This is a genomic window from Pyramidobacter sp. C12-8, assembly GCF_002007215.1.
In the GTDB taxonomy this organism is placed as follows: domain Bacteria; phylum Synergistota; class Synergistia; order Synergistales; family Dethiosulfovibrionaceae; genus Pyramidobacter.
In genome coordinates this window covers 39,697-59,901 of record NZ_MUHX01000007.1, presented here as the reverse complement: position 1 = coordinate 59,901, position 20,205 = coordinate 39,697, and the positions used below count along the sequence as shown (strand labels likewise).

Annotated in this window: 14 protein-coding genes and 1 riboswitch; of the genes, 5 read left to right on the top strand and 9 right to left on the bottom strand. The window is 64.8% G+C overall.

Annotated features, from left to right (window positions below):
* Nucleotides 1–66: 66 nt before the first annotated feature.
* Complete coding sequence (locus B0D78_RS04080) at nucleotides 67–792, bottom strand: sulfite exporter TauE/SafE family protein (protein WP_078015715.1); 726 nt, start codon at nucleotides 790–792, stop codon at nucleotides 67–69.
* Between the two features lie 297 nt (nucleotides 793–1,089).
* Here B0D78_RS04080 and B0D78_RS04070 point away from each other — a divergent pair, with 297 nt between their 5' ends.
* Nucleotides 1,090–3,282 (top strand): YadA-like family protein, encoded by a 2,193-nt coding sequence (locus B0D78_RS04070; RefSeq protein ID WP_168169997.1) that lies wholly within the window; start codon nucleotides 1,090–1,092, stop codon nucleotides 3,280–3,282.
* Nucleotides 3,283–3,496: 214 nt separating this feature from the next.
* Here the strand turns inward: B0D78_RS04070 and B0D78_RS04065 are convergent, their stop codons facing one another.
* From B0D78_RS04065 to B0D78_RS04035, 7 genes are all read right to left on the bottom strand, one after another.
* Complete coding sequence (locus tag B0D78_RS04065) at nucleotides 3,497–5,122, bottom strand: amidohydrolase (protein ID WP_078015712.1); 1,626 nt, start codon at nucleotides 5,120–5,122, stop codon at nucleotides 3,497–3,499.
* Nucleotides 5,123–5,225: 103 nt separating this feature from the next.
* A complete protein-coding gene (locus B0D78_RS04060; RefSeq protein WP_078015711.1) occupies nucleotides 5,226–6,602 on the bottom strand; it encodes an APC family permease in 1,377 nt (458 codons plus the stop codon).
* 51 nt (nucleotides 6,603–6,653) lie between these two features.
* A complete protein-coding gene (locus B0D78_RS04055) occupies nucleotides 6,654–8,285 on the bottom strand; it encodes an amidohydrolase (RefSeq protein WP_078015710.1) in 1,632 nt (543 codons plus the stop codon).
* Between the two features lie 261 nt (nucleotides 8,286–8,546).
* Nucleotides 8,547–9,341 carry a bifunctional hydroxymethylpyrimidine kinase/phosphomethylpyrimidine kinase gene (thiD, locus tag B0D78_RS04050; protein WP_078015709.1) on the bottom strand — a complete coding sequence of 265 codons (795 nt, stop codon included), beginning with the start codon at nucleotides 9,339–9,341 and terminating at the stop codon, nucleotides 8,547–8,549.
* Nucleotides 9,342–9,367: 26 nt separating this feature from the next.
* Entirely contained in the window at nucleotides 9,368–10,009 is a 642-nt protein-coding gene (thiE, locus tag B0D78_RS04045) for a thiamine phosphate synthase (RefSeq protein ID WP_078015708.1), read from the bottom strand.
* A 109-nt stretch (nucleotides 10,010–10,118) separates the two neighbouring features.
* A riboswitch (TPP riboswitch) is annotated at nucleotides 10,119–10,229 on the bottom strand.
* A 37-nt stretch (nucleotides 10,230–10,266) separates the two neighbouring features.
* Nucleotides 10,267–10,911 carry a thiamine diphosphokinase gene (locus B0D78_RS04040; protein ID WP_078015707.1) on the bottom strand — a complete coding sequence of 215 codons (645 nt, stop codon included), beginning with the start codon at nucleotides 10,909–10,911 and terminating at the stop codon, nucleotides 10,267–10,269.
* Nucleotides 10,904–12,952, bottom strand: coding sequence for a lytic transglycosylase domain-containing protein (locus B0D78_RS04035; RefSeq protein ID WP_078015706.1), 2,049 nt, complete (start codon nucleotides 12,950–12,952; stop codon nucleotides 10,904–10,906). Before B0D78_RS04035 ends, B0D78_RS04040 begins: the two co-directional genes overlap by 8 nt.
* Nucleotides 12,953–13,099: 147 nt before the next feature.
* Between B0D78_RS04035 and B0D78_RS04030 the strand changes: the two genes are divergently transcribed.
* Complete coding sequence (locus B0D78_RS04030; protein WP_078015705.1) at nucleotides 13,100–14,293, top strand: HD domain-containing protein; 1,194 nt, start codon at nucleotides 13,100–13,102, stop codon at nucleotides 14,291–14,293.
* A gap of 31 nt (nucleotides 14,294–14,324) precedes the next feature.
* A complete protein-coding gene (locus tag B0D78_RS04025; RefSeq protein WP_078015704.1) occupies nucleotides 14,325–14,801 on the top strand; it encodes a YhcH/YjgK/YiaL family protein in 477 nt (158 codons plus the stop codon).
* A 113-nt stretch (nucleotides 14,802–14,914) separates the two neighbouring features.
* On the opposite strand, the gene B0D78_RS04020 is transcribed toward B0D78_RS04025, so the two are convergent.
* Nucleotides 14,915–17,221, bottom strand: a complete 2,307-nt coding sequence (locus tag B0D78_RS04020; RefSeq protein ID WP_078015703.1) for a mechanosensitive ion channel domain-containing protein — start codon at nucleotides 17,219–17,221, stop codon at nucleotides 14,915–14,917.
* A 205-nt stretch (nucleotides 17,222–17,426) separates the two neighbouring features.
* Between B0D78_RS04020 and B0D78_RS04015 the strand changes: the two genes are divergently transcribed.
* A complete protein-coding gene (locus B0D78_RS04015) occupies nucleotides 17,427–18,569 on the top strand; it encodes a DUF362 domain-containing protein (protein ID WP_078015702.1) in 1,143 nt (380 codons plus the stop codon).
* 176 nt (nucleotides 18,570–18,745) lie between these two features.
* A complete protein-coding gene (locus B0D78_RS04010) occupies nucleotides 18,746–20,140 on the top strand; it encodes an MATE family efflux transporter (RefSeq protein ID WP_078015701.1) in 1,395 nt (464 codons plus the stop codon).
* The last annotated feature ends 65 nt before the right edge of the window (nucleotides 20,141–20,205 follow it).

Below are 20,205 nucleotides of genomic sequence, written 5' to 3'. Positions count from 1 at the left end.
CGCCTTTTCAAGCGCGAAAAAACAAAGGCCGCTTTCCACGGGGCGGTCCCCGCCGGCGCTCGAAACTCAGCGGAAGAGCAGCAGCACGCCCGAGAAGATCAGGTAAGCGTAAACTATTTTGCGCAGCTTCGCCCCGTCGAGTTTGTGGAAGACTTTGTTGCCGACGAGAATGCTCAGCCCGACGGCGGCGGCCAGCAGCAGCCAGACCTGCAGCACCTGCGCCGTGATGATGCCGTTGCGCCAGCGCGCCCACGTAGTGCTCACGTTGATGAAGCAGAAGTACGCGTTCAGCGTGGCGCGGTATTCGCTGTTGGAGTCGGTCCCCGCGAGGAGGTATATGGCCACCGGCGGCCCGCCGACGGAGAAGAGCCCCGAAAAAGTGCCGGCCAGCGCGCCGGCGATGCAGCCGTTGAACGGCGACGCTTTGATGCGGATCCGGCCGCTGAAGAACACCGAATACACGCCCAGAGCGATGAGGATGACGCCCAGCGAGCGCACGAGCACCTTTTCGGCAGCGCCGACGGAAAGATAGACCGACAGACTGGAAAAGATCATCCCGCAGATCAGGCACGGCACCAGCTTTTTCCAGCTGATGAAGCGGTACGTGCTGGACAGCAGCAGCAGATCGATCGTCAGCCCGCAGAGAGTGACCACCGATACGGACTGCATGTAGGGCATCAGGTAAGGCCAGACGGACATGGCCACGGCGCCGAGCCCGAAGCCGCAGACAGTGTTGATGATCCCGCCGGCGGCCGCGGAGCTCATCAAAAGCGCGAGGGTGAGGACATTCATGGCAGGTCTCCGTTTCTGGGTGATTTCCCGCTTACTCTACTCCTGAAAAACGATTTGTTCAAGGATTTTCGCGCGAAACGTCGCTCGGGCGGCGGCCGCGGCCCCGCCGCCCCGAAAGGCGGGAGCTTCCGCGGGCCCTCCGCCGACTCCCTCGGCGGCGCGCTTTGCGATGAAAAATCCGCGCCGCGACGAATACAATTTGTTATCTTTACGGGGGGTGTTAAACTTGTAAATGTCAAAAGACAACATATCGTACGCCGCTCCATGCGGCGTGCCACACAAAGGAGACGGATCAAGATGAAAACGAAGGGAAAATTCTGCGCCGCGCGGGCGCTTCTGGCTCTGGCGCTGGCGGTCACGACAGCGGAAGCCGGCTGGGGCATCGTCGTGACGGGAGACCAGCTGCAGATCGGCAGCGCCGCCCTTCCGGGCGTGGGCGCGCTCGTCGTGATCGGCTCCGACTCGCAGGCGACCGGCGCTGACGCCATCGCGATGGGGAAGGGGACGGCCGCCATCGGTTTCTCTTCCATCGCGATGGGACAGCAAACGACCGCCAGCGGCGGCTCTTCCACTGCGATGGGAGGGGAAACGACCGCCAGTGGCGACTATTCCACCGCCATGGGATGGAAAACGGCCGCCAGCGGCGACTATTCCACCGCCATGGGAGGGGAAACGATCGCCAGCGGCGACTATTCCACCGCGATGGGATGGAAAACGACCGCCAGCGGCATCTATTCCACCGCGATGGGAGGGGAAACAACCGCCAGCGGCCAATTTTCCACCGCGATGGGATGGGAGGCGACCGCCAGCGGCGATGGCGCTTCCACCGCGATGGGGAAGGGGACGACCGCCAGCGGTTTCTCTTCCACCGCGATGGGGAGTTACACGATCGCCAGCGGCGACTATTCCACCGCCATGGGATACGCTTCGCAGGCGAAAGGCGAGAACTCCCTGGCCGCGTCGGGCGGCGTCGCTGAGGAAGCGGCGGAAAACTCCTTCGCCGCGGGCTGGGGCGCCCACGCCAAACTGGCCGGTTCCGTAGCCCTCGGCAGCGCCGCCACCGCGGACACTCCCGCCGGGGAAACGGCCTTTTTGGCCGGCGGGCAGACGGAGCCGGCTTGGAAATCCACGCACAACGCCGTCGCCGTGGGCAACCGGACGCCGTACAATTACACTTATACCAAACTGAACGGCAATCTCGTTACGGAAACCGTGCAGGTCGCCAGCCGCCAGATCACCGGCGTGGCCGGCGGCACGCACGGCACCGACGCCGTCAACGTCGCCCAGCTCAAGCGCGGCCTCTCGTTCCGCGCCTTCGACTCAAGCGGCGCGCTCCTGGGCGCGCTGGACATGGAAAGCGCCGCGGCCGCCCCGGCCTTCAAGGCCGGCGAAGGACTGAAACTGACCGTCGAGGGCCAGACCCTTGTCCTCGAACTCGACGGCGCCGGCGGCTCCTGGAACCTCGACACCAAGCCCGGCGCGCAGCCCCCGGCCGCCGTCAATCCCGACGACACGGTGACGTTCACCAGCGGCGACAACATCACCATCACCCGCGACGACAAAAACGTCACCGTCGCCACGAAAGCCGACGTGAACTTCAACAGCGTCACCGCGAACACCTTTACGGCCGGCGGCACCTCGATCACCGACAACGGCCTCGTCATCCACAACGGCCCCTCGGTCACCAAGGCCGGCATCGACGCCGGAAACAAAAAGATCGCCAACGTCGCCAAGGGCGAAGTCAGCCAGACCAGCGCCGACGCGGTCAACGGCTCGCAGCTGTGGGGCGTCTCGTCGAGCGTCTCCAATCACTTCGGCGGCGGCTCCACGGTCAATTCCGACGGCTCGATCAGCGCGCCTGCCTACACCATCCGCGGCGGCACGTACCATAACGTCGGCGACGCCCTCAGCGCCGTCGACACCGAATTCACCAACATCTACAACAACTTCGGCAGCGTTTACAACCAGATGGACGAGCTGCGAAGCGACGTCAAGAACGTCGGCGCGCTGGGCTCCGCGCTCGCCGGACTGAAACCGATGCAGTACGATCCCGTCGAACCCAGCCAGATCATGGCCGGCTTCGGCAACTACCGCGACACGTGGGCGCTGGCGCTGGGCGTGGCGCATTACGTCAGGGAAGACTTCATGGTTCACGCCGGCGTGTCGATTTCCGACCACGGCGAGTCGATGGCCAACGCCGGGCTGACGTGGAAGATCGGGCGCAGGGAAGACAAGGACGCGATCCCGGCGCGCTACCGCAAGGGCCCGATCGGCAGCGTCTACGTGATGCAGAAGGAGAACGCCGAATTGCAGGCCCAGGTGGCCTCGATGGAGCACGAGATGGCGGAGATGAAGGCTTCGCAGGCTCAGGAAATTGCGGAACTGAAGGCTTCGCAGGCTCGCCAACAGACCGAACTGAAAGCGCGCATGGCGGAACTGGAACGCCTGCTGCGCGCCTCGGGGAGGGCCCGGCAGGCGGGGAAACCGTAAGAAATCGTATGAAAGGCGCGGACTGGATTCGTCTCTCGGTCCGCGCCTTTCCGTTTGTTTTATGACTGCCGCGCCGGAACGTGTTTTTTTCGATGCGTGCCGGTCGCGGTTTTTTCAACGTTTCATGAGCGGATGTTCCACGTGGAACATTTTCTTTCGCCCGCGGAAAAGGAGACGCCGCGCTTCCGGCGTCCCGTTCCGGAAAAACGCGGCTCTAGCGGCGGTAGACGATCTCGCCGCCGATCACGGTCGCCGCGGGCAGGATCTCGCGGATCTGCTCGATCGGGCAGGCGAAGATGTCGCGGTCGAGCACGGCCAGGTCGGCGACGAAGCCGGGCTTGAGGCGTCCCTTGTCGCGTTCGTGGAATTCGAGATAGGCGCTGCCGGCCGTGTAGGCGTCGATCGCCGTCTCGACGTCGACTTTCTCCTGCGGGAACCAGCCGCCCTCGGGCCGGCCGAGGCGGTCCATGCGGGTGACGGCGGAGTAGATGCAGGGGAACGGGTTGCAGTCCTCGACCGGCGCGTCGGTGCCGTAGCCGACGGGTATGCCGAGCGCGGCGGCCGTGCCGAAGGCGTAGGACGTGCTCGCCAGCTCCGCGCCGCAGCGCGACTCGGCGATGTGCATGTCGTAGTCGAGGAAGATCGGCTGATAGGCGACGCAGAGGCGGTCCGCGGCGATGCGTTCGAGCAGCGGGCGGTCGGTGATCTGGCAGTGGTTGACGATGTGGCGCAGCGGGTTTTTCCCGCCCTCCATGACGCGCTCGTAGCAGGCGACCGTGTCGGCGACGGCCCGGTCGCCGATGGCGTGGGTGATGACCTGCACGCCGGCGTCGCGGGCGGCCCGGCAGAAGCGGTCCATCTCCTCGTTGGAGAGCGTTTCCACGCCGCGGTTGCCGGGATCGTCGCGGTAATCGCGGCTCATGGCGGCGCTGCGGCCGCCCAGCGAGCCGTCCTTGAAGAGCTTGAGCGGCCCGATCTCGACGTGGGCGGCGGGGTCGTGATATTTTTCGCGCGCGCCGCCGCGCAGAAAGTCTTCGAAGTCGCCGACGCCGCGGAAGGTCATCTGATGGCGGTAGCGCAGCGCCGTGCGGCCGCCGGCGTGGGCGCGGGCGACGATCTCCAGCAGCGCGCCGACGGGAACGGGGACGAAGCCGGCGTCGTTCGACTGCACGCTGGTGAGGCCGTGGGCGACGGCGTAATCGGCGGCTTTGACGAACATGTCCTCGTATTCGGCCGCGGAGTGCGGCGGAATCAGCCGGCTGGCGTGAACGACGGCCTGTTCCTTGAAGACGCCGCTGGGGAAGCCGTCGGCTTCCAGCTCGAACTCGCCGTTTTCGTACTGGGGCGAATTTTTGCCCAGGCCGAGCATTTCGATGGCTTTGGTGTTGACGGCGGCGATATGGCGGCAGACGCGCTCGACGACGATAGGAACGTCGGCGGAGATTTTGTCGAGATCGTGGCGGTTGGGCAGGCGCTTTTCGCCTTCGTCGAAAAGGTCCTGGTTCCAGCCGATACCGGCGACGCCGTGGCGGCACAGATCGGGATGCTCGGCGAGGAACTTCCGGCTGCGCGCGACGATCTCGCCGACGGAGCGCGCGCCGTTCAGCCGCAGCTGCGACATCTCCATGCCGACGCCGAGCAGGTGCATGTGGCTGTCGTTGAGGCCGGGGATCACCGTGCGGCCTTCGCAGTCGAATATTTCCACGCCGCGCCCGGCGGCCGATCCGATCTCGTCGTCGCGTCCGACGAGGCGGATCAAGCCGTCTTCGGCGTAAAGCGCCTGCGCGAAGCGGCCGCGCTCCACGTAGATTTTCCCGTTAACAAGGGCGAATTTTTTCATTTTTTTCGTACCTCCGATGGAGCGTTCCGCTCCGTCGCAAAAGCGCCGCGGAACAGGGCGGGCCGCCCTGCTCCGCGGCGCGGTTTTTCGGCCGTGCGGAAGCTTACCGCTGTTCTTCCCTTTTGTTCCTGTAGCCGAAGTAGAAGTAAACGCAGGCCGCCACGCAGGGGACGGAAAGCCCGGTGACGCAGGTGACGGGGTCGTTGACCAGCGTGTTGACCATCATGCCGAAGTTGATCAGCAGCGTCAGGCAGACGGTGAACGCGCCGCCCCACACCTTGTAGGGACGCTCGAGGTCGGGCAGCTTTTTGCGCAGCACCAGCACGGCGGCGATGATCAGCACGTTGATGAGCATCGAGCCGAAGACCACCAGGTTGGTGAGCTGGTCGAGGCTGCGCACCCAGATGTAGGCGATGGAGATGGCGCACTGGCAGAGGATCGGCGCGGTGGGGACCTTGTAGGCGGGGTGAAGCCTGGCGAACGAGCGGAAGAAATGCCCTTCCTTGGCCATGGCGTAGTAGTTGCGCGGGAAGGCGATGACCATGCCGTTGATGGAGCCGAGCATGGAGACGACCATGCCCACGGTGACGAGGATGCCGCCCGCGCCGCCCAGCAGGCGCAGAGCGACTTCGGTGCCCAGATAGAGCTTTTTCGCCTCGATCATGGCGCGGATCTCGGCCAGAGGCAGCACGCGGTAGATGGCGTAGTTGAACAGCATGTAGAGCACGGCGATGCCGGAGATGGAGATGATCAGCGACAGCGGCAGGTTGCGCTTGGGGTCCCTGATCTCCTCGGTGACGGCGTTGAGGTTCGTCCAGCCCTCGTAAGCCCACAGCGTCGCCAGCGTGGCGAAGCCGATCATGTTCAGCACCTTGGAAAACGGAACCGGCCCGTCCATGGGCGTGAAGGAAAGATCGGGCGAGACGTCGCCCATGAAAAACGCCGAGCCCATGATGATGAAGATGGGGATCAGCTTGGCGACCATCGTGACGTTCTGCAGCACGGAGCCGCGCTTGATGCCGAAGCAGTTGTAGGCCGTGAAGGCGATCAGGATGGCGGAAGCGACGATCTGCGCCGCCACGCCGCCGAGGCCGAACATGGCCGTCAGCGCCACCGCGCCCGCGGCCAACGAAGCGGGGCCGGTCAGGAGCCAGCTGTTGAAGCCGCTGATGAAGCCGACCAGCGGGTGGTAGGCCGTGTTCAGGTACACCGTGACGCCGCCGGCCTTGGGGATCATCGCCCCCAGTTCGGCGAAGCACAGGCCGCCCAGCAACGAAATGACGCCGCCCACGAACCAGCACAGCAGCGCCAGCCCGAGGCTGAAGCCGGCCCGCTGCAAAACGTAGGAGCCGAGATAGAAGATGCCGCCGCCGATCATGATGCCGCCGAGGATGCTGACGCCGCCGAACAGCGTGATCTCGCGCTTGAACTCCGTCTTTTCGGAACTGAGCTGAGAAACGAGATTCTGATTGTCCGCCATTTTTTTGTTTTCCCCCCTGAGAAAAGTCGTTTTATCCGCGTGCGCGGCCCCTTAAAACACTTTTTCGCCGCCGATATACGTCGCCGTGACCGTGGCGGCGAGGATGTCGCGTTCCGGGCATTTCAGCAGGTCGCGGTCCACCGTGATGAAGTCGGCGTACATGCCGGGTTTGATCTTGCCCTTCACGTCCTCGTCGCGCGTCGCCCAGGCGCCCGCCGCCGTGTAGCCGTAGAGCGCCTGCTCGCGGCTGAGGATCTGCCGCGGCAAAAACGGCCCCTCGCCGTTCAGGTCGCGGCTGGTGACGGCGCAGTACAGGCCGCGCATGGGGTTGAAGTCTTCCACCGGCGCGTCGGTGCCGAACGGCGCGTGCACGCCCGATTCGATGTAATCCTTCCAGGCGTAAGACGTGCTTCCCAGCTCTTTGCCGACGCGGTCGAAAACGATGTGCATGTCGTAGTCGATAAAGATCGGCTGGATAAAGGCGATCGCGTCGAGCTCCCTGAAGCGCTCCACCTGGCGCCGGTCGGTGATCTGGCAGTGGACGACGCCGTGGCGCGGGTGCACGTAGGGCATCGCCTTGCGGGCGCGCTCGATGGAGTTCAGCGCCATCTCCATGGCGCCGTCGCCGATGGCGTGCATGGCCACGGGCATGTTGTTCTCGTGCGCCTTCAGCACCAGCGCGTCGAGTTCTTCCTGCGTGTAGGTCGGCAGGCCGCGCGTCGAAGGATCGTCGGCGTAGGGCCGTCGCATGTAGGCCGTGCGCGCCCCGAGCGAGCCGTCGGTGAGCAGCTTGACCGTGGAGATCTTGAAGCTGCGGTTGCCGTAGCTGTCGTCGCAGCCTTTGCGGTCGAAGAACTCGTCGATCTCGGCCTTGGTGGGCAGCAGCGCCTGCTCGCCCCAGCGCACCTTGAGCCGCCCGTCCTCCGAGGCGTCGCGCAGCAGGCGCATCATCTCGTAGGCGCAGCCGTCGGGCGTGTACTTGAAGTCGTCCGACTGGATGCTGGTGATGCCGCGGGCGAACAGATCCTTCTGGCAGGCCAGCACCATGTCCAGCAGCGTTTTCAAATCGGGCGCGGGCAGGTTGGCCTTGATGTTGTCGACGATATGTTCCTTGACGACGCCGTCGGGCGTGCCGTCGGGATTTTTGCCGGCGAAATCGCCCATCTTCTCCGCCGCGGCCTTGTCGAGCCCGATCAGCTCCATGGCTTTGGAGTTGAGCACGCCGATGTGGAAGCACGTGCGCATGACCAGCAGCGGGTACTCCGTCGTCACGGCGTCGAGATCGGCCGCCGCGGGATAGCGCTTCTCGTCGGCGAAGTAGTCGTGATTCCAGCCCTCGCCGAGCAGCCACAGCCCCGAGGCCGGGTCGTACTTCTCCAGCCCCTTCTTCATGCGCTCGACCACTTCGCCGACGGATTTCGTGCCGCGCAGATCGACGGCGCCCAGCTTCGACTTGGCGTAATGGAGGAAGTGCATGTGGCTGTCGTTGAAGCCGGGCATCAAAAATGCCCCGCCGCAGTCCAGCACTTCGAGATCTTTTTGCGGATGCTCCTGCAGATAGGCTTCCGCCCCCCTGTCGCTGCCCACGTACGCGAAGAAATCCCCGACGACGACCGCCGAATCGGCGGCCGGGTTCTCGCGGTCCATGGTGGCGATCGCCGCGTTGCGGATCCATAACGACATGCGCAAACACCTCGTCTTGTGTGTATGATACCGTCAGCTTTTGACGGCCGTTCTGTGGCTATTTAAATTTTTTTATGCGATTTTTCGAAATTATAACAATGGCGTCTCACGGTGTCAACGTGACGATTCAGCGTAGGAATCGAAGTTGGGAAAAATGGTTTTCAACTCCGGCAGAGTCGGAAAAACGTTTCGGCCGGCAGCGCGCGGCGGCGCTCCGAAGCGCCGCATTTTCAATGGGAAGCCATCATTGAAAATCAGTATTCAGTCCGCTTCTCTGACGGCCCAGGCGTGGTCGAGCGGCCCCGAGCCGCGCCCGAGATCCAGCCCGGCCCGCAGCGCGCCGGTGACGTAGGCTTTGGCGCGGCGCACGCTTTCTTCGACGCCGCGGCCCATGGCGAGATGGCAGGCGATGGCCGACGAGAGCGTGCAGCCTGTGCCGTGCGTGTTGGGATTGTCCAGGCGCGGCGAATTCAGCCAGACGAGGCGTCCTTCGCTGAGGAGCAGGTCGTCGGCGCAGTCGCTCAGATGGCCGCCCTTGATCAGCACGGCGCCGCCCAGGCCGGCGGCGAGGCGCCGCGCCGCCCGTTCCATGTCGCCGTGATCGGCGATGGCGAAGCCGCAGAGCGCTTCCGCCTCGGGGATGTTGGGCGTGATCACCGTCCCCAATGGCAGCAGTTCGCCGCGCAGCGCGCCGGTCGCGTCTTCGTCGAGCAGGCGCGAGCCGCTGGTGGCGACCATGACGGGGTCGACGACGACGTTGCGCGCGCCGAAAGCCTTGAGCCGGGCGGCGATGGTCGAGATGATGGCGGCGCTGGACACCATGCCGATTTTCACGGCGTCGGGGCGGATGTCGTCGAAGACGCAGTCGATCTGCTGCGCCACGAATTCCGGCGAAGCTTCGAGCACGCCGAAGACGCCGGTGGTGTTCTGGGCGGTCAGCGCCGTGATCGCGCTCATACCGTACACCTTGTGGGCCGCCATGGTCTTGAGGTCGGCCTGGACGCCGGCGCCGCCGGAGCAGTCGGAACCGGCGATCGTGAGGACTTTGCATATCATCGGAAAGACTCCTTTGCGGAAAAATTTCAGGCGCCGAAGATTTCGTCGGCGAGGCGGCGCAGGCGGCGCGCCGACGCTTCGACGTCGGGCGCGGCGAAGAGCGCCGAGACGACGGCCGCGCCGCACAGCCCCGTGCCTTTCAGCCGCGGCAGATTGTCCGCCGTGATGCCGCCGATGCCCACGACGGGAATGGAGACGGCGGCGGCGATGCGTTTCAGCTCGTCCAGCGGCAGCGCGGCGGCGTTGTCCTTGGTGCCGGTCGGAAACAACGCCCCCGAGCCGAGATAATCGGCGCCGTCCCGCTCGGCGGCGACGGCCTCCGCCACGCTGTGGGCCGAGACGCCGATGATTTTGCGCGGCCCGAGCCGCAGACGCGCCGCGCGCGGATCCGCGTCGTCCTGTCCGAGGTGGACGCCGTCGGCGCCGCAGGCCAGCGCGATCTCGACGCGGTCGTTGACGATCAGCGGCACGTTGTATCTTTTCACGACGGATCCGATCGCCAGCGCTTCGGCCAGAAAAAGGCCGTCGGGCAGATCCTTCTCGCGCAGCTGCACCATCGTGGCGCCGCCGCGCAGCGCTTCTTCCACCGCCTGCGCCAGCGTTTTCGCGCCCAGCCAATGGCGGTCGGTGACGGCGTAGAGGCGCAGCGATTCTCTTGAGCAGTTCATCAGTTTCCCTTCTTTCCATCAGAGGTGTTCACCAGGGGCGTTCGCCGCGGGGGCGATTCTCGCCGCAGAAAAATGACGGGGGAGAACCGGCGCGCCGGCTCTCCCCCGTCATTTTTCAGAAAGCGCTTCCTTCGCCGGCATGATCCCGTATCAGGTTCAAAGGGTCGAGGCCGAGCGGCCTCCTCTCAGCCCGCCTGTGCGGACTCCCCTGCGTGATGGAGTTCCCGTTTGAAATTATAGTCCCTGCGGCGCCCGCGTCAAGCGCGCAGCATTTCTTCCAGACGGCCGTCCTGCCACAGCGCGACGAGCGTGCCGCGGGCGACGGCCACGGAGCTTTCCCGGCCGGTGAATTCGTTGCTGACGCCGAGGGCGACGGAACTTTCCAGCACGGCGTCCGTCAGTTCGTATTTGAGGCCCCGCAGCGTGACGCCGCAGGCCGGCTCGCTCAGGCAGAACAGCGAGAGGTAGCCGCGGTGCGCGGCGCTGAAGCGCAGTTCGCCGTCGGTCAGCGCCGTGGCGGTCTCGTTTTCTCCGGCCAAAAAGCCGCGCGCGCCGCGGCGCGAAAGGTACATCAGCGTCTGCAGGTTGGCGAGCGTGTGCGCCAGCCGACCGCCAAGCCCCCCCAGCAGCGCGAAGCGCTCGTAGCCGCGCGACAGTCCTTCTTTGACGGCGAGCGCCATGTCGGTGTCGTCCTTGACGGGATTGCAGCGCACGACGTTGCGGTGTTCGGGCACATAGCCCAGCGAGTCGAAGTCGCCCAGCGCCATGTCGATCGTGGCGCCGCGGCGGCGCAGCGATTCATAGCCGCCGTCGGCCGCGATCACGTAATCGCCGGGCAGCGGTGCGAAGGCGGGGGCGTAAAACTCGCCGGCTCCCGCGATCCAGCAGACGGGCTTACTCATGGACGGGCGGCGTCTGATCGCCGGGCGCCGCCTTCCGGGCGGCTTCGCGCTTCTCTTTCTGCCTGGCGTAGAAGTCGCCGTAGAGCTTTTTGTACACTTCGTAGTTGCCGAGGACTTTTTTGACGTAATCGTTGGTCTCGCGGAAGGGAACGCCTTCCATCCAGGCGTCCTGCTCCCAGCCGCCGCGTTCGGCGTTCCACTTGTTCACGTTGCCGCCGCCGGCGTTGTAGGCCGATACGGCCCAGTCGAGGCGCTTGAAGCGGGCGATCAGGCCGCCGATGTGCGACGCGCCCATGGCGATGTTGTCGGCGGGATTGTAGGAGCTGTACTTTTTCAGGCCGATCTTTTTGGCTTCGCCGGCCGCCGTGGCCGGCATGAGCTGCATCAGGCCGGCCGCGCCCACCCAGCTGGTGGCGCGGGGATCGAACGAGCTTTCTTGCTTCATGATCGACCAGACCAGGAGCGGATCGACGCCGTATTTTTCGGCCTGCGCCTCGACGGCGGCGCGGTAGGGACGCGGGTAGACGAGCTCCAGCAGAGGGCGGGGAATCTCGCGGCCTTTCAGTTTGCTCTCGATGGCGCCGTGCAGGTCGGCGTACGCCGGCCCCTCGAGGCCGAGCCAGCGGGCCAGCTGAGAGCGGCGCATCCGGCTGGGCAGGTCGTTTCTGCCGGTCAGCAGCATGCGGGCGTGGGTCATGAAGCCCCAGCGTTCCAGCTCGCTCGCGGGCGCGGGGGCGAGGTCCTCCGGCAGCGGCGCGTCGGCGATTTTGAGCGAGCCGCCGTCGAAAGCCATAAAGCTGTAGATGCTCAGGGCGTGGTCGTCTCCCAGTTCTTTCTCGTATTTTTCCGCTTCGCCGACGCGCCCCAGAGCGTTCAGCGCTCTGACGTGCCAGTAGAGCAGGCGGGCGGCGCTCAGGTCGCCGGGGTGAGCGGCCGAAAGTTTCCAGTTTTTCAGCGCCGTCTCGTAATCTTTGCGGCAGAAAGCGTCCCAGCCCTTGCCCCAAAGCAGCGCGTTCGCGCGCGTCCCACTGGGAAAGCGTTCGATGTAGTCGTCGCGGGCTTCTTCGGCTTTGCTCCATCGGCTGGTAGCCAGCGAATAGAGCGCCGACGAGGCGCGGAACGCGTCTTTGTCGTCGGCGGCCTTGAGCAGGGCGGCCAGCGCCGCTTTTTCCGCCGGACCGCCGATCATCAGCGACAGGCGCGAGAGCGAGCGGGCCACGTAATCGCCGTCTTTTTTGAAAACGAGCTTCTCGAAAAACGGCGCGGCCAGCTGCGGCTTCCCCAAGCGCTGCCAGCACATGGCCAGATAGTAGGTCCCCGACTCGCCGTAAGCGCCGCCCCATTTGAGTTGGCTCAGGAAGTTGACGCCGTCCTGGTAGCGGCCGGCGAGGTAGGCGGCGTAGCCGAGGCGGTAGCTGCGCTGCAGCGACGAGGGCGCTTTTGCGGCGATCTTGAGCGCGGCGGCGTTGCGCGGCTCCAGTTTGAGCAGGCGCAGCGCGTCGGCGGACTTCATGCGCCCGAGCTTGGCCAGCTCGCTCAGCATCTCCGCTTCCTGGTCGTCGCTGGTGGTCGCGTCGGCCATGCGCCGCAGCCACTTTTCCTTCTCGTCGACGTTCTCGGTGAGGCGGAAGAGCAGATACATGGCGTAGTAGCGCGCCAGCCGCGGCGTGGCTTTTGCCTGATAGAGCGCCAGCCCGGCCTGATAGGCTTCCCGGGGCCGTTCGGTGCGTTCCAGTGCCAGCGCTTTGAGCAGGCTCGCATAGGGGACGACGCTTCTGGGATAGCGGCCGCCGATCTGTTCCATCACTCCCAGAGCGTCGCCCCAGCGCGACTGATACCAAAGCGCGTTCGCCGCCAGCGACAGGGCGCGCGGCGAAAGTTTTTCCCGCTGTTCGAGCAGCGTTTCGATGGACTTCCAGTTGCGGCTCAAGAAGAATTTCTCCGCGGCCTGTTCTTCGGGGGAAGGCTGCTGCGCCGCCGCCGTCAGCGGCGGGACTGTCAGGATCAGAAACGTCAGCAGCGTCCGGATGATTTTTTTCATGGTCAAACCTCCTGTTCGTCTTCGAAACGAGAGCGCGGTTTCGAAGATCCTTTATTATAATACATGAAGACCGGCGGGGCTGTCATAAAACGTCCCGATCCATTATAATCGGTGCGGAATCCCCGCTGAAGGAGGGACGAACGTTTCATGATTTCAAAAGGCCTGATGGAATTGATTTTTTCCGCTTCGAGCATCGAACGCTGGAACGACCATCCGCGCACGGCCCAGTTCACCGAGATCGACAAGCAGGCGCACAAGGCGATGATCGCCTATTTCATCGCCCGCGCCGAGGAGGACCGCGGCCGCGCCGTCGACTGGAACCGGCTCATCGCCAACGGCGCGTTCAGTTTTTTGCACCGCGTGCTCGTCACCGACATCAAGCCGCCCGTCTTTCACCGCCTCATGCAGGACCGCGCGCAGCAGCGTCAGCTCAACGATTGGGTCTACGCCCAGCTCGAACCGCTGTTGTCGCCGCTCGGTTATCCGCTGTGCGAGCAGTGCCGCGCCTATCTCGGATCGGTCCCCGACAGCCTCGAAGACCGTATCCTCGGCGCCGCGCACTACGTCGCCACGCGCTGGGAGTTCGGCTTCATCTACTATTGGAGCAAGCCGCTGTACGGCATCGAAAAGACGCGTGAAGAGATCATGGGCGAGATCGAAAAATACCGCGATCTGGCCGCGGTGGGCGACATCCTTTCGTCGGAGCACAGCGCCTTCAACGATCTGATCAGCCTCGTCGGGCAGCTGCAGTTCCAGAAGCGCTGGGCGCAGATCCAGCGCCTGCCGCCCACGTCGGTGCTCGGCCATCTGCTGGTGGTCGCGCTGCTGAGCTGGCTCATCTCGCTCGAGATCGGCGCGGGCGCGCGGCGGCGGCGCAACGATTTTTACGGCGGTCTCTTCCACGACCTGCCCGAGGTGCTGACGCGCGACATCATTTCGCCCGTGAAGCGCTCCGTCAAGGGACTCGACGAGCTGGTCAAGAAGCTGGAACGCCGCGGCGTCGAGGAGAACCTGTTCCCGCTGCTGCCGCCGGCGTGGCGCGACGACGTGCTCTACATGGTCATGGACGAGTTCGAAAACCGCGTCCGCACGAACGGCCGCGTGCGCGTCATCGGCCGCGATCTCGCCGACGCCGAGGGGCGCGACGAGATGGATCCCGTCGACGGCCGCGTCATAGAGGTCTGCGACAAGCTGTCGGCCTACATCGAAGCGCGCGAGTCGATCCGCATCGGCGTGCGCCCCGCGGCGCTGGAAGAAGCGTCCATGCGCCTGTACGATTCTTTCGCCTCGCGCCGGGTGGCCGGCTACGAGGTGAAGGGGCTTTTCGACAGTTTCAAGTAAACGGCGTTTTTATCCGAAGGAGAGAGAGTCCATGATTTACGCGCATATCGACGATGCGAGGAATTACAGCGGCCTCGGCGAGGTCTTTGCCTGGGCCGTGCGCCAGCTGGCCCGCGCCGACCTGAAGGAGCTGCCGGTCGGCACGACGGAGCTGATTCCCGGCAAGGCGTGGTTTTCCATCGACGAGCCGGAGACGAAGCCGCTCGAGCGGACGCTTTTCGAGGCGCATCGCGAGTTCGTGGACGTGCAGATGACGCTCGCCGGCGACGAGCTGATCGGCTATGCGCCGCTGGCTCGGGTGACGCCGCTTGGGGAGTACGACGAAAAGCGCGACATCCAGTTCTTCAAGGGCGAAGGGCTGACGCTGGACTGCACGGGCGGCATGTTCGCCGTCTTCTTCCCCGGGGACGCCCACCGTCCCTGCGTGGCGCCGGGAACGCCGGGGCGGATCCGCAAGATCGTGGCGAAGATCCACCGTTCGCTGATCCCGCACAGGGAACTGCCGTAGCGTCGCGCGGGCGGGGAACGGGAGGACAAAACAAAAAAAGAGGGGAGGCGGACGACTCTGCGGTCGTCCGCCTCCCCTCGTCGCGTTCCGCGCGGGAGAGCTTTGGCGGCGCGTTATTTTTCGCTCTCCGCAGCTTGGGGCGCGCCGTTTTTCACGCCGGCGGAGGAAATGCTGACGTCCATGTGCGGATAGGCCATGCGCAGCCCCTCCTCGGCGAAGACGTCCTGAATGGCCTCGCGGATCTCGCCGCTGACTTTCATGCCGCTGGCGATCTTCTGGTTGACCCAGAAGTAGAGCGAGAAGTTGAGCTCGCTGTCGCCGAAATCGGCGAAATGGACCCACGGCGCGGGCGTCTTGAGGATCTTTGGATTGGCGTCGGCGATGCGCAGGACCGCGTCCCTGACTTTCTTCGCCGGCGTGCCGTACTCGACGCCGAAGTCGACGTTGACCCGCAGCAGCGCGTCGGACAGGCTCCAGTTGATGAGCTGGTTGTCGAGCAGCTGGCTGTTGGGGACGAGGACTTCCTTCTCGTCGAACGTGCGGATCAGCGTGGAGCGCACGCTCAGGTCGGTGACGGTGCCGGAGACGCCGGCCACTTCGATGACGTCGCCGATGCGGAAGGGGCGGTTGAGCGTCAGCAGGATGCCGCCCATGAGGTTCTTGAACATGTTCTGAGCGCCGAAACCGATGGCGATGGCTACGGAACCGCCGAGGAACGCGAAGGCCGTCAGAGGGATGCCGACGATGTGCAGCGCCGTCAGGAAGATGGCGATGCCGGCGAGGTAGAACACGAAGCGGTCGAAGGTGCGGCGGCTGGTCTCGTCGAACTTGAAGTATTTGCCCACGGCCCACGAGAACATGTGCACCAGTTTGCGGGCGCCCCATGTGCCGAAGACGATGATGGCGAGCGCGATCAGGAATTCCTTGAGGCGCACGGCGTAGCCGCCGCTCTGCCACAGCTCGGTGTTCAGCAGCGTGGCGGCGTGCGCTTTCCAGAAGGCGCGGAGCTTGTCGAAGGCGGACACGGTCCTGTAAGTCTCCTGCAGTTCGCCGATGAAGGCGCGCTCCTGCGCGGACAGGGAGATAACGGCGGCGATGTAGCCGAGGCAGCTGTCGATGGCGGCCTGCACGGCGGAGCTGTATTTTTTCAGTCCCGGCAGGTATTTGGCCTCGGTAGCGCCGCTGTCGAGCATTTTGCCGATGGCGGACTGGCGGCTCTGCAGCGAGAGCAGGTCCTTCTGCACGTCGAGGAGATTGCTTTCGAGCGTTTGCACTTCGGCGTTCATGTTCTTCACGGCGGCGGGAATGGTGGTTTCGTCGACGGCGCCGCGGGCCAGGTCGTAGCGCAGCGTCCACAGGCGCTTGCGTTCGGCGAGGAGCACCAGCGTCTCCTGAAGCTGTTCGAGCTGCAGGCGGTAGCGGTCGCGCTCGGCGGTGCGGTAGCTCATTTCCAGCTGGGCGGCGCCCTTGTCTTTGCCGTCGGCGACGGCGGCGTATTTCATCTCGGCGGTTTCGGCGGCGGCTTCCGCCTGTTTGACCTGGCGGTTCAGGGCCGGGCGCGTGTCTTCCAGCTTCTTGATCTCGGCGTTCAGCGCGGCGATCTGGGCGGCAAAGCCCTCCGCGCTCAGGTCGAGGTTCTCGCGGATATATTTTTGCAGATAGCCGCGGCGCTGGTACTGCAGCTCGTATTTCGCGAGGGCGGTGGCGGCGCGGTCTTTTTCAAAACCGTCGAGGATCAGCTGGGCCCGGGCGATTTCCAGCAGATACGCGGCGTCCTGGAGCTGCCAGGAGGTCTTCTGGTTCCGCGCTTTCTGATAATTGTCGCGGGCAAGGCGCCACGCCGCCTCGCGCTCCTCGACGAGCTTCTGCGAGGCCGCGGCGTACGAGTCGAAACGCGCCAGGCCTTCTTTGGCGTCGTCGATCTGCTTGCGGATATCGTCGAGGCCGGCGATGTACGCGTCGTAGTAGCCGAGCTTGTAGGGCGGCTTGTCGTTCAGCGCCAGTTCGGGCGAGCTGGGATCGCCCTTCTGCCGGGCCAGGTCGGCGTCGTCCTGCTTTTTGCGCCCGATGGCGTTGACGAGACGCGGATAGGCGTTTTTCAGCAGCGTCAGGTTTTCGATGCGGCGGGTGACCTCTTCGGCGGTGACGCCGAAACGCGCGGCGGCTTCGTCGGCGGTCAGGTGTTCCCATTCGGCGAAGATCTGTTCGATCTCGGCGAGGCGCGCGTTGCCGGCTTCGGCGTCGGCTGATGGGACGTAAGGCTGGGGGATCTCGTCTTTGGCGGCTGTCTGATCGGCGGACGCCGCGACGGCGGTCCCCGCCGCGCCGCCGGTTATGACCGACAGCGCGTCGACGGCTCCGGCCGGGCGAACGGAAACGCACGCGAACAAAAGCGCGGCGAACGGGAAAAATTTTTTCATCGGCAACACTCCTTGAATCCTGATGATATCGTCCAGAAAGAAATTATAAGCCAGCGCGCGCGAAAATGCGAATCGGCGGAATCTCCTGTTTTGCCGCGCGAAACCCTTGACCTGAAGCTCGCTTTATGTGGTAGACTTCCAATCGAACCGCCGCGGCCGGCCCGGGGGGACCGGCCGCGGAAAAATCCACAGGGGGGATCACGCAATGAAAAACAAAAAGCCGGTCGTCTGGTTCGCGCCCTTCACGCCCGCAGTCAGCAAGGTGGACGTGCTGAAAAAAGCCGTCGAGGCCCTCGACTTCAAAAAGACTGTGACGAAAGACGCGCTCACGGCCGTGAAGCTGCACTTCGGCGAAAAAGGCAACGACACCTATCTGCGCCCCATTTTCATCCGCGCCGTCGTGGACGAGATCAAGAAGTGCGGCGGCAAGCCGTTCCTCGTCGACAGCAACACGCTCTACGTGGGCAGCCGCAAGAATTCCGTCGATCATCTGATCACCGCCATCGAGAACGGCTTCGGTTACGAAGTCACCGGCGCGCCGCTGATTATCGCCGACGGCTTGAAGAGCAACGATTTCCGCGAGGTGGAGATCGACGGCCAGTATTTCAAAAAAGTCGAAGTCTCGGCCGCCGTCGCCGAAGCCGACGCGCTCGTCGTCGTCTCGCACTTCAAGGGACACGTGGCGGCCGGTTACGGCGGCGCGATCAAGAACCTCGCCATGGGCTGCGCGCCGGCCCGCGGCAAAAAAGCCCAGCACGCGGTGCGTCTCGAAGTCGACGAGGAAAAGTGCATCGGCTGCGGACGCTGCTTCCGCAACTGCCCCGGCCACGCCATCACGATGGAGAAAGACGCCGCCGGCAGAACGACGTCGCATATCCACGCCGAGCCGTGCCTGGGCTGCTGCGAGTGCATGACCGTCTGTCCCACTCAGGCCGTCGGCATGATCTGGACGGCCGATGAGGACAAGTCGAGCTTCAATTGCCGCATGGCCGAGTACGCCTGGGGCGCGATCAAGGACAAGGAACGTCCCCTCTTCATCAACGTCATGATGGACATCACGCCGTTGTGCGACTGCTGCGGCTGGAGCGACACGCCCATCGTCCCCAACATCGGCGTCGCCGCCAGCACCGATCCCGTGGCGCTCGACAAAGCCTGCTACGATATGGTCATGGCCGCTTCGGGTTCGGCTGTAGAGGAACATCATTTCCACGAGGGCGACGACAAGTTCCAGCTCCTTCATCCGACTACCGCTCCCCACGCCCAGTTCGAGCACGGCGCCAAGATCGGCATGGGCTCGCTCGACTACGAGCTGAGGACGGTCCACATCGAAGAGGGCGAAGGCGAGTAAAATCGGGTAACGCCCGCGCCGTTTCGAAAAGCGGCCGGCTTGGCGCCGCGAGGAAAAACATGATATACAAAAAAAGCCGTCGATTACTCCGATCGACGGCTTTTTTCGCGGCCCGTCTGTTTTTTGCAAAAACGCCGCGAAACTGGTAAAGTGGGCGCGAAGGGACGGGGAAGGGCATGGAAGAAAAACGTCGGGACACGCTGAGACGGGTGATCCGTCTGGCGCTGCCGGCTGTCTTCGAAAACGTGATGTTCACGTTGGTGAATATCGTCGACGTGGCCATGGTCGGTTCGCTGGGAGCCGTGGCGACGGCGGCCGCGGCGCTGAACGCGCAGCCCATGTGGCTGGCCTACGCGGTGACGATGATCGCCGCCGGCGGCGCTTCCGTGCTGGTGGCGCGCTGCTGGGGCGCGAAGGATTACGCCTTGGCGGGGCGTTACGCCGCGCAGGCGGTCGCGCTCGGCGCGCTGATCGGCCTGTGCATGACCGCGGCCGCCGAAACTGGCGCCGGCCTGTACGTCGCCTGGATGCGCGCCGCCCCCGACGTGGCGCCCGACGCGGCGGCCTATATGCGCATCGTCGGCGCGTCCCTGCCTTTCCTCGTGGCGGAACGCTCGATGGCGAGCGTGCTCCAGTCCGCCGGCGACACGGTGACGCCGATGAAGATCTCCGTCGCCGCCAACCTGTGCAACGTGGCGGGCAACTTTCTGCTCATCTATCCCAGCCGGAATCTTGACTGGCTGGGCGGCCTGCCGGTGTGGGGCATGGGCTGGGGCGTGCGCGGCGCAGCGGTGTCGACGGCGGTTTCGATCGTTTTGGCGGCGGTTGCCATGGCGGCCGCGCTGAGACGGCGCCGGAGCGATCTCGAACTGTCGGCGCCGCGGTTCCTGCGCTTCGAGAAAAAACGCCTGAACGATCTGTTGCGCGTCGGTTTGCCGATCGCGGCCGAACGCATCGTGCTCTCCAGCGGGCAGATCCTCTACATGTCGGTGATCTCCGCGCTGGGCACGGTGGCCGTTTCGGCGCATTATCTGGCGACGACGGCCGAAGGCGTGTGCTACAATCCCGTTTACGGTATTGCCATCGCCGCCACGACTCTGGTCGGTCAGGCTTTAGGCGCGGGCGACGAACGGCGCGCCGAGGCCGAGGGGCGGGCCTGCATCCATCTTTGTCTGGCCGTGATGGCGGTGGTGAGCACGGGCATGTATTTCGGGGCCGAATGGCTGATCCGCGTGTTCACGTCCGACACGGCGGTGATCGAACAGGGCGCGCGGGCGCTGCGCATCGTGGCGTGGGTTGAGACGCTTTTCGGCGCGGCGCTGACCAGTTCGGGCGCGCTGCGCGGCGCGGGCGACACGGTCATGCCGCTGTGGCTGGGCATTTTTTCCATGCTGGGGCTGCGTCTGGGCGCGGCCTGGCTGTTTGTGAACAGGCTGGGGCTGGGACTGGCCGGCGCGTGGTATGCCATGGATCTCGACCTGGGCGTGCGCGGCGCGCTGCTGTGGCTTTATTTCAACTCCGGCCGCTGGAAGCTGAAAAGCCGTCGTCTCGCCGCGCGCACCAGCCAATAGAGAGCGGATATCCGGAAAGAGAGTTCCCGTTCGGCGGAGCTTCATTGCCGGAGGAACGTTTTTCG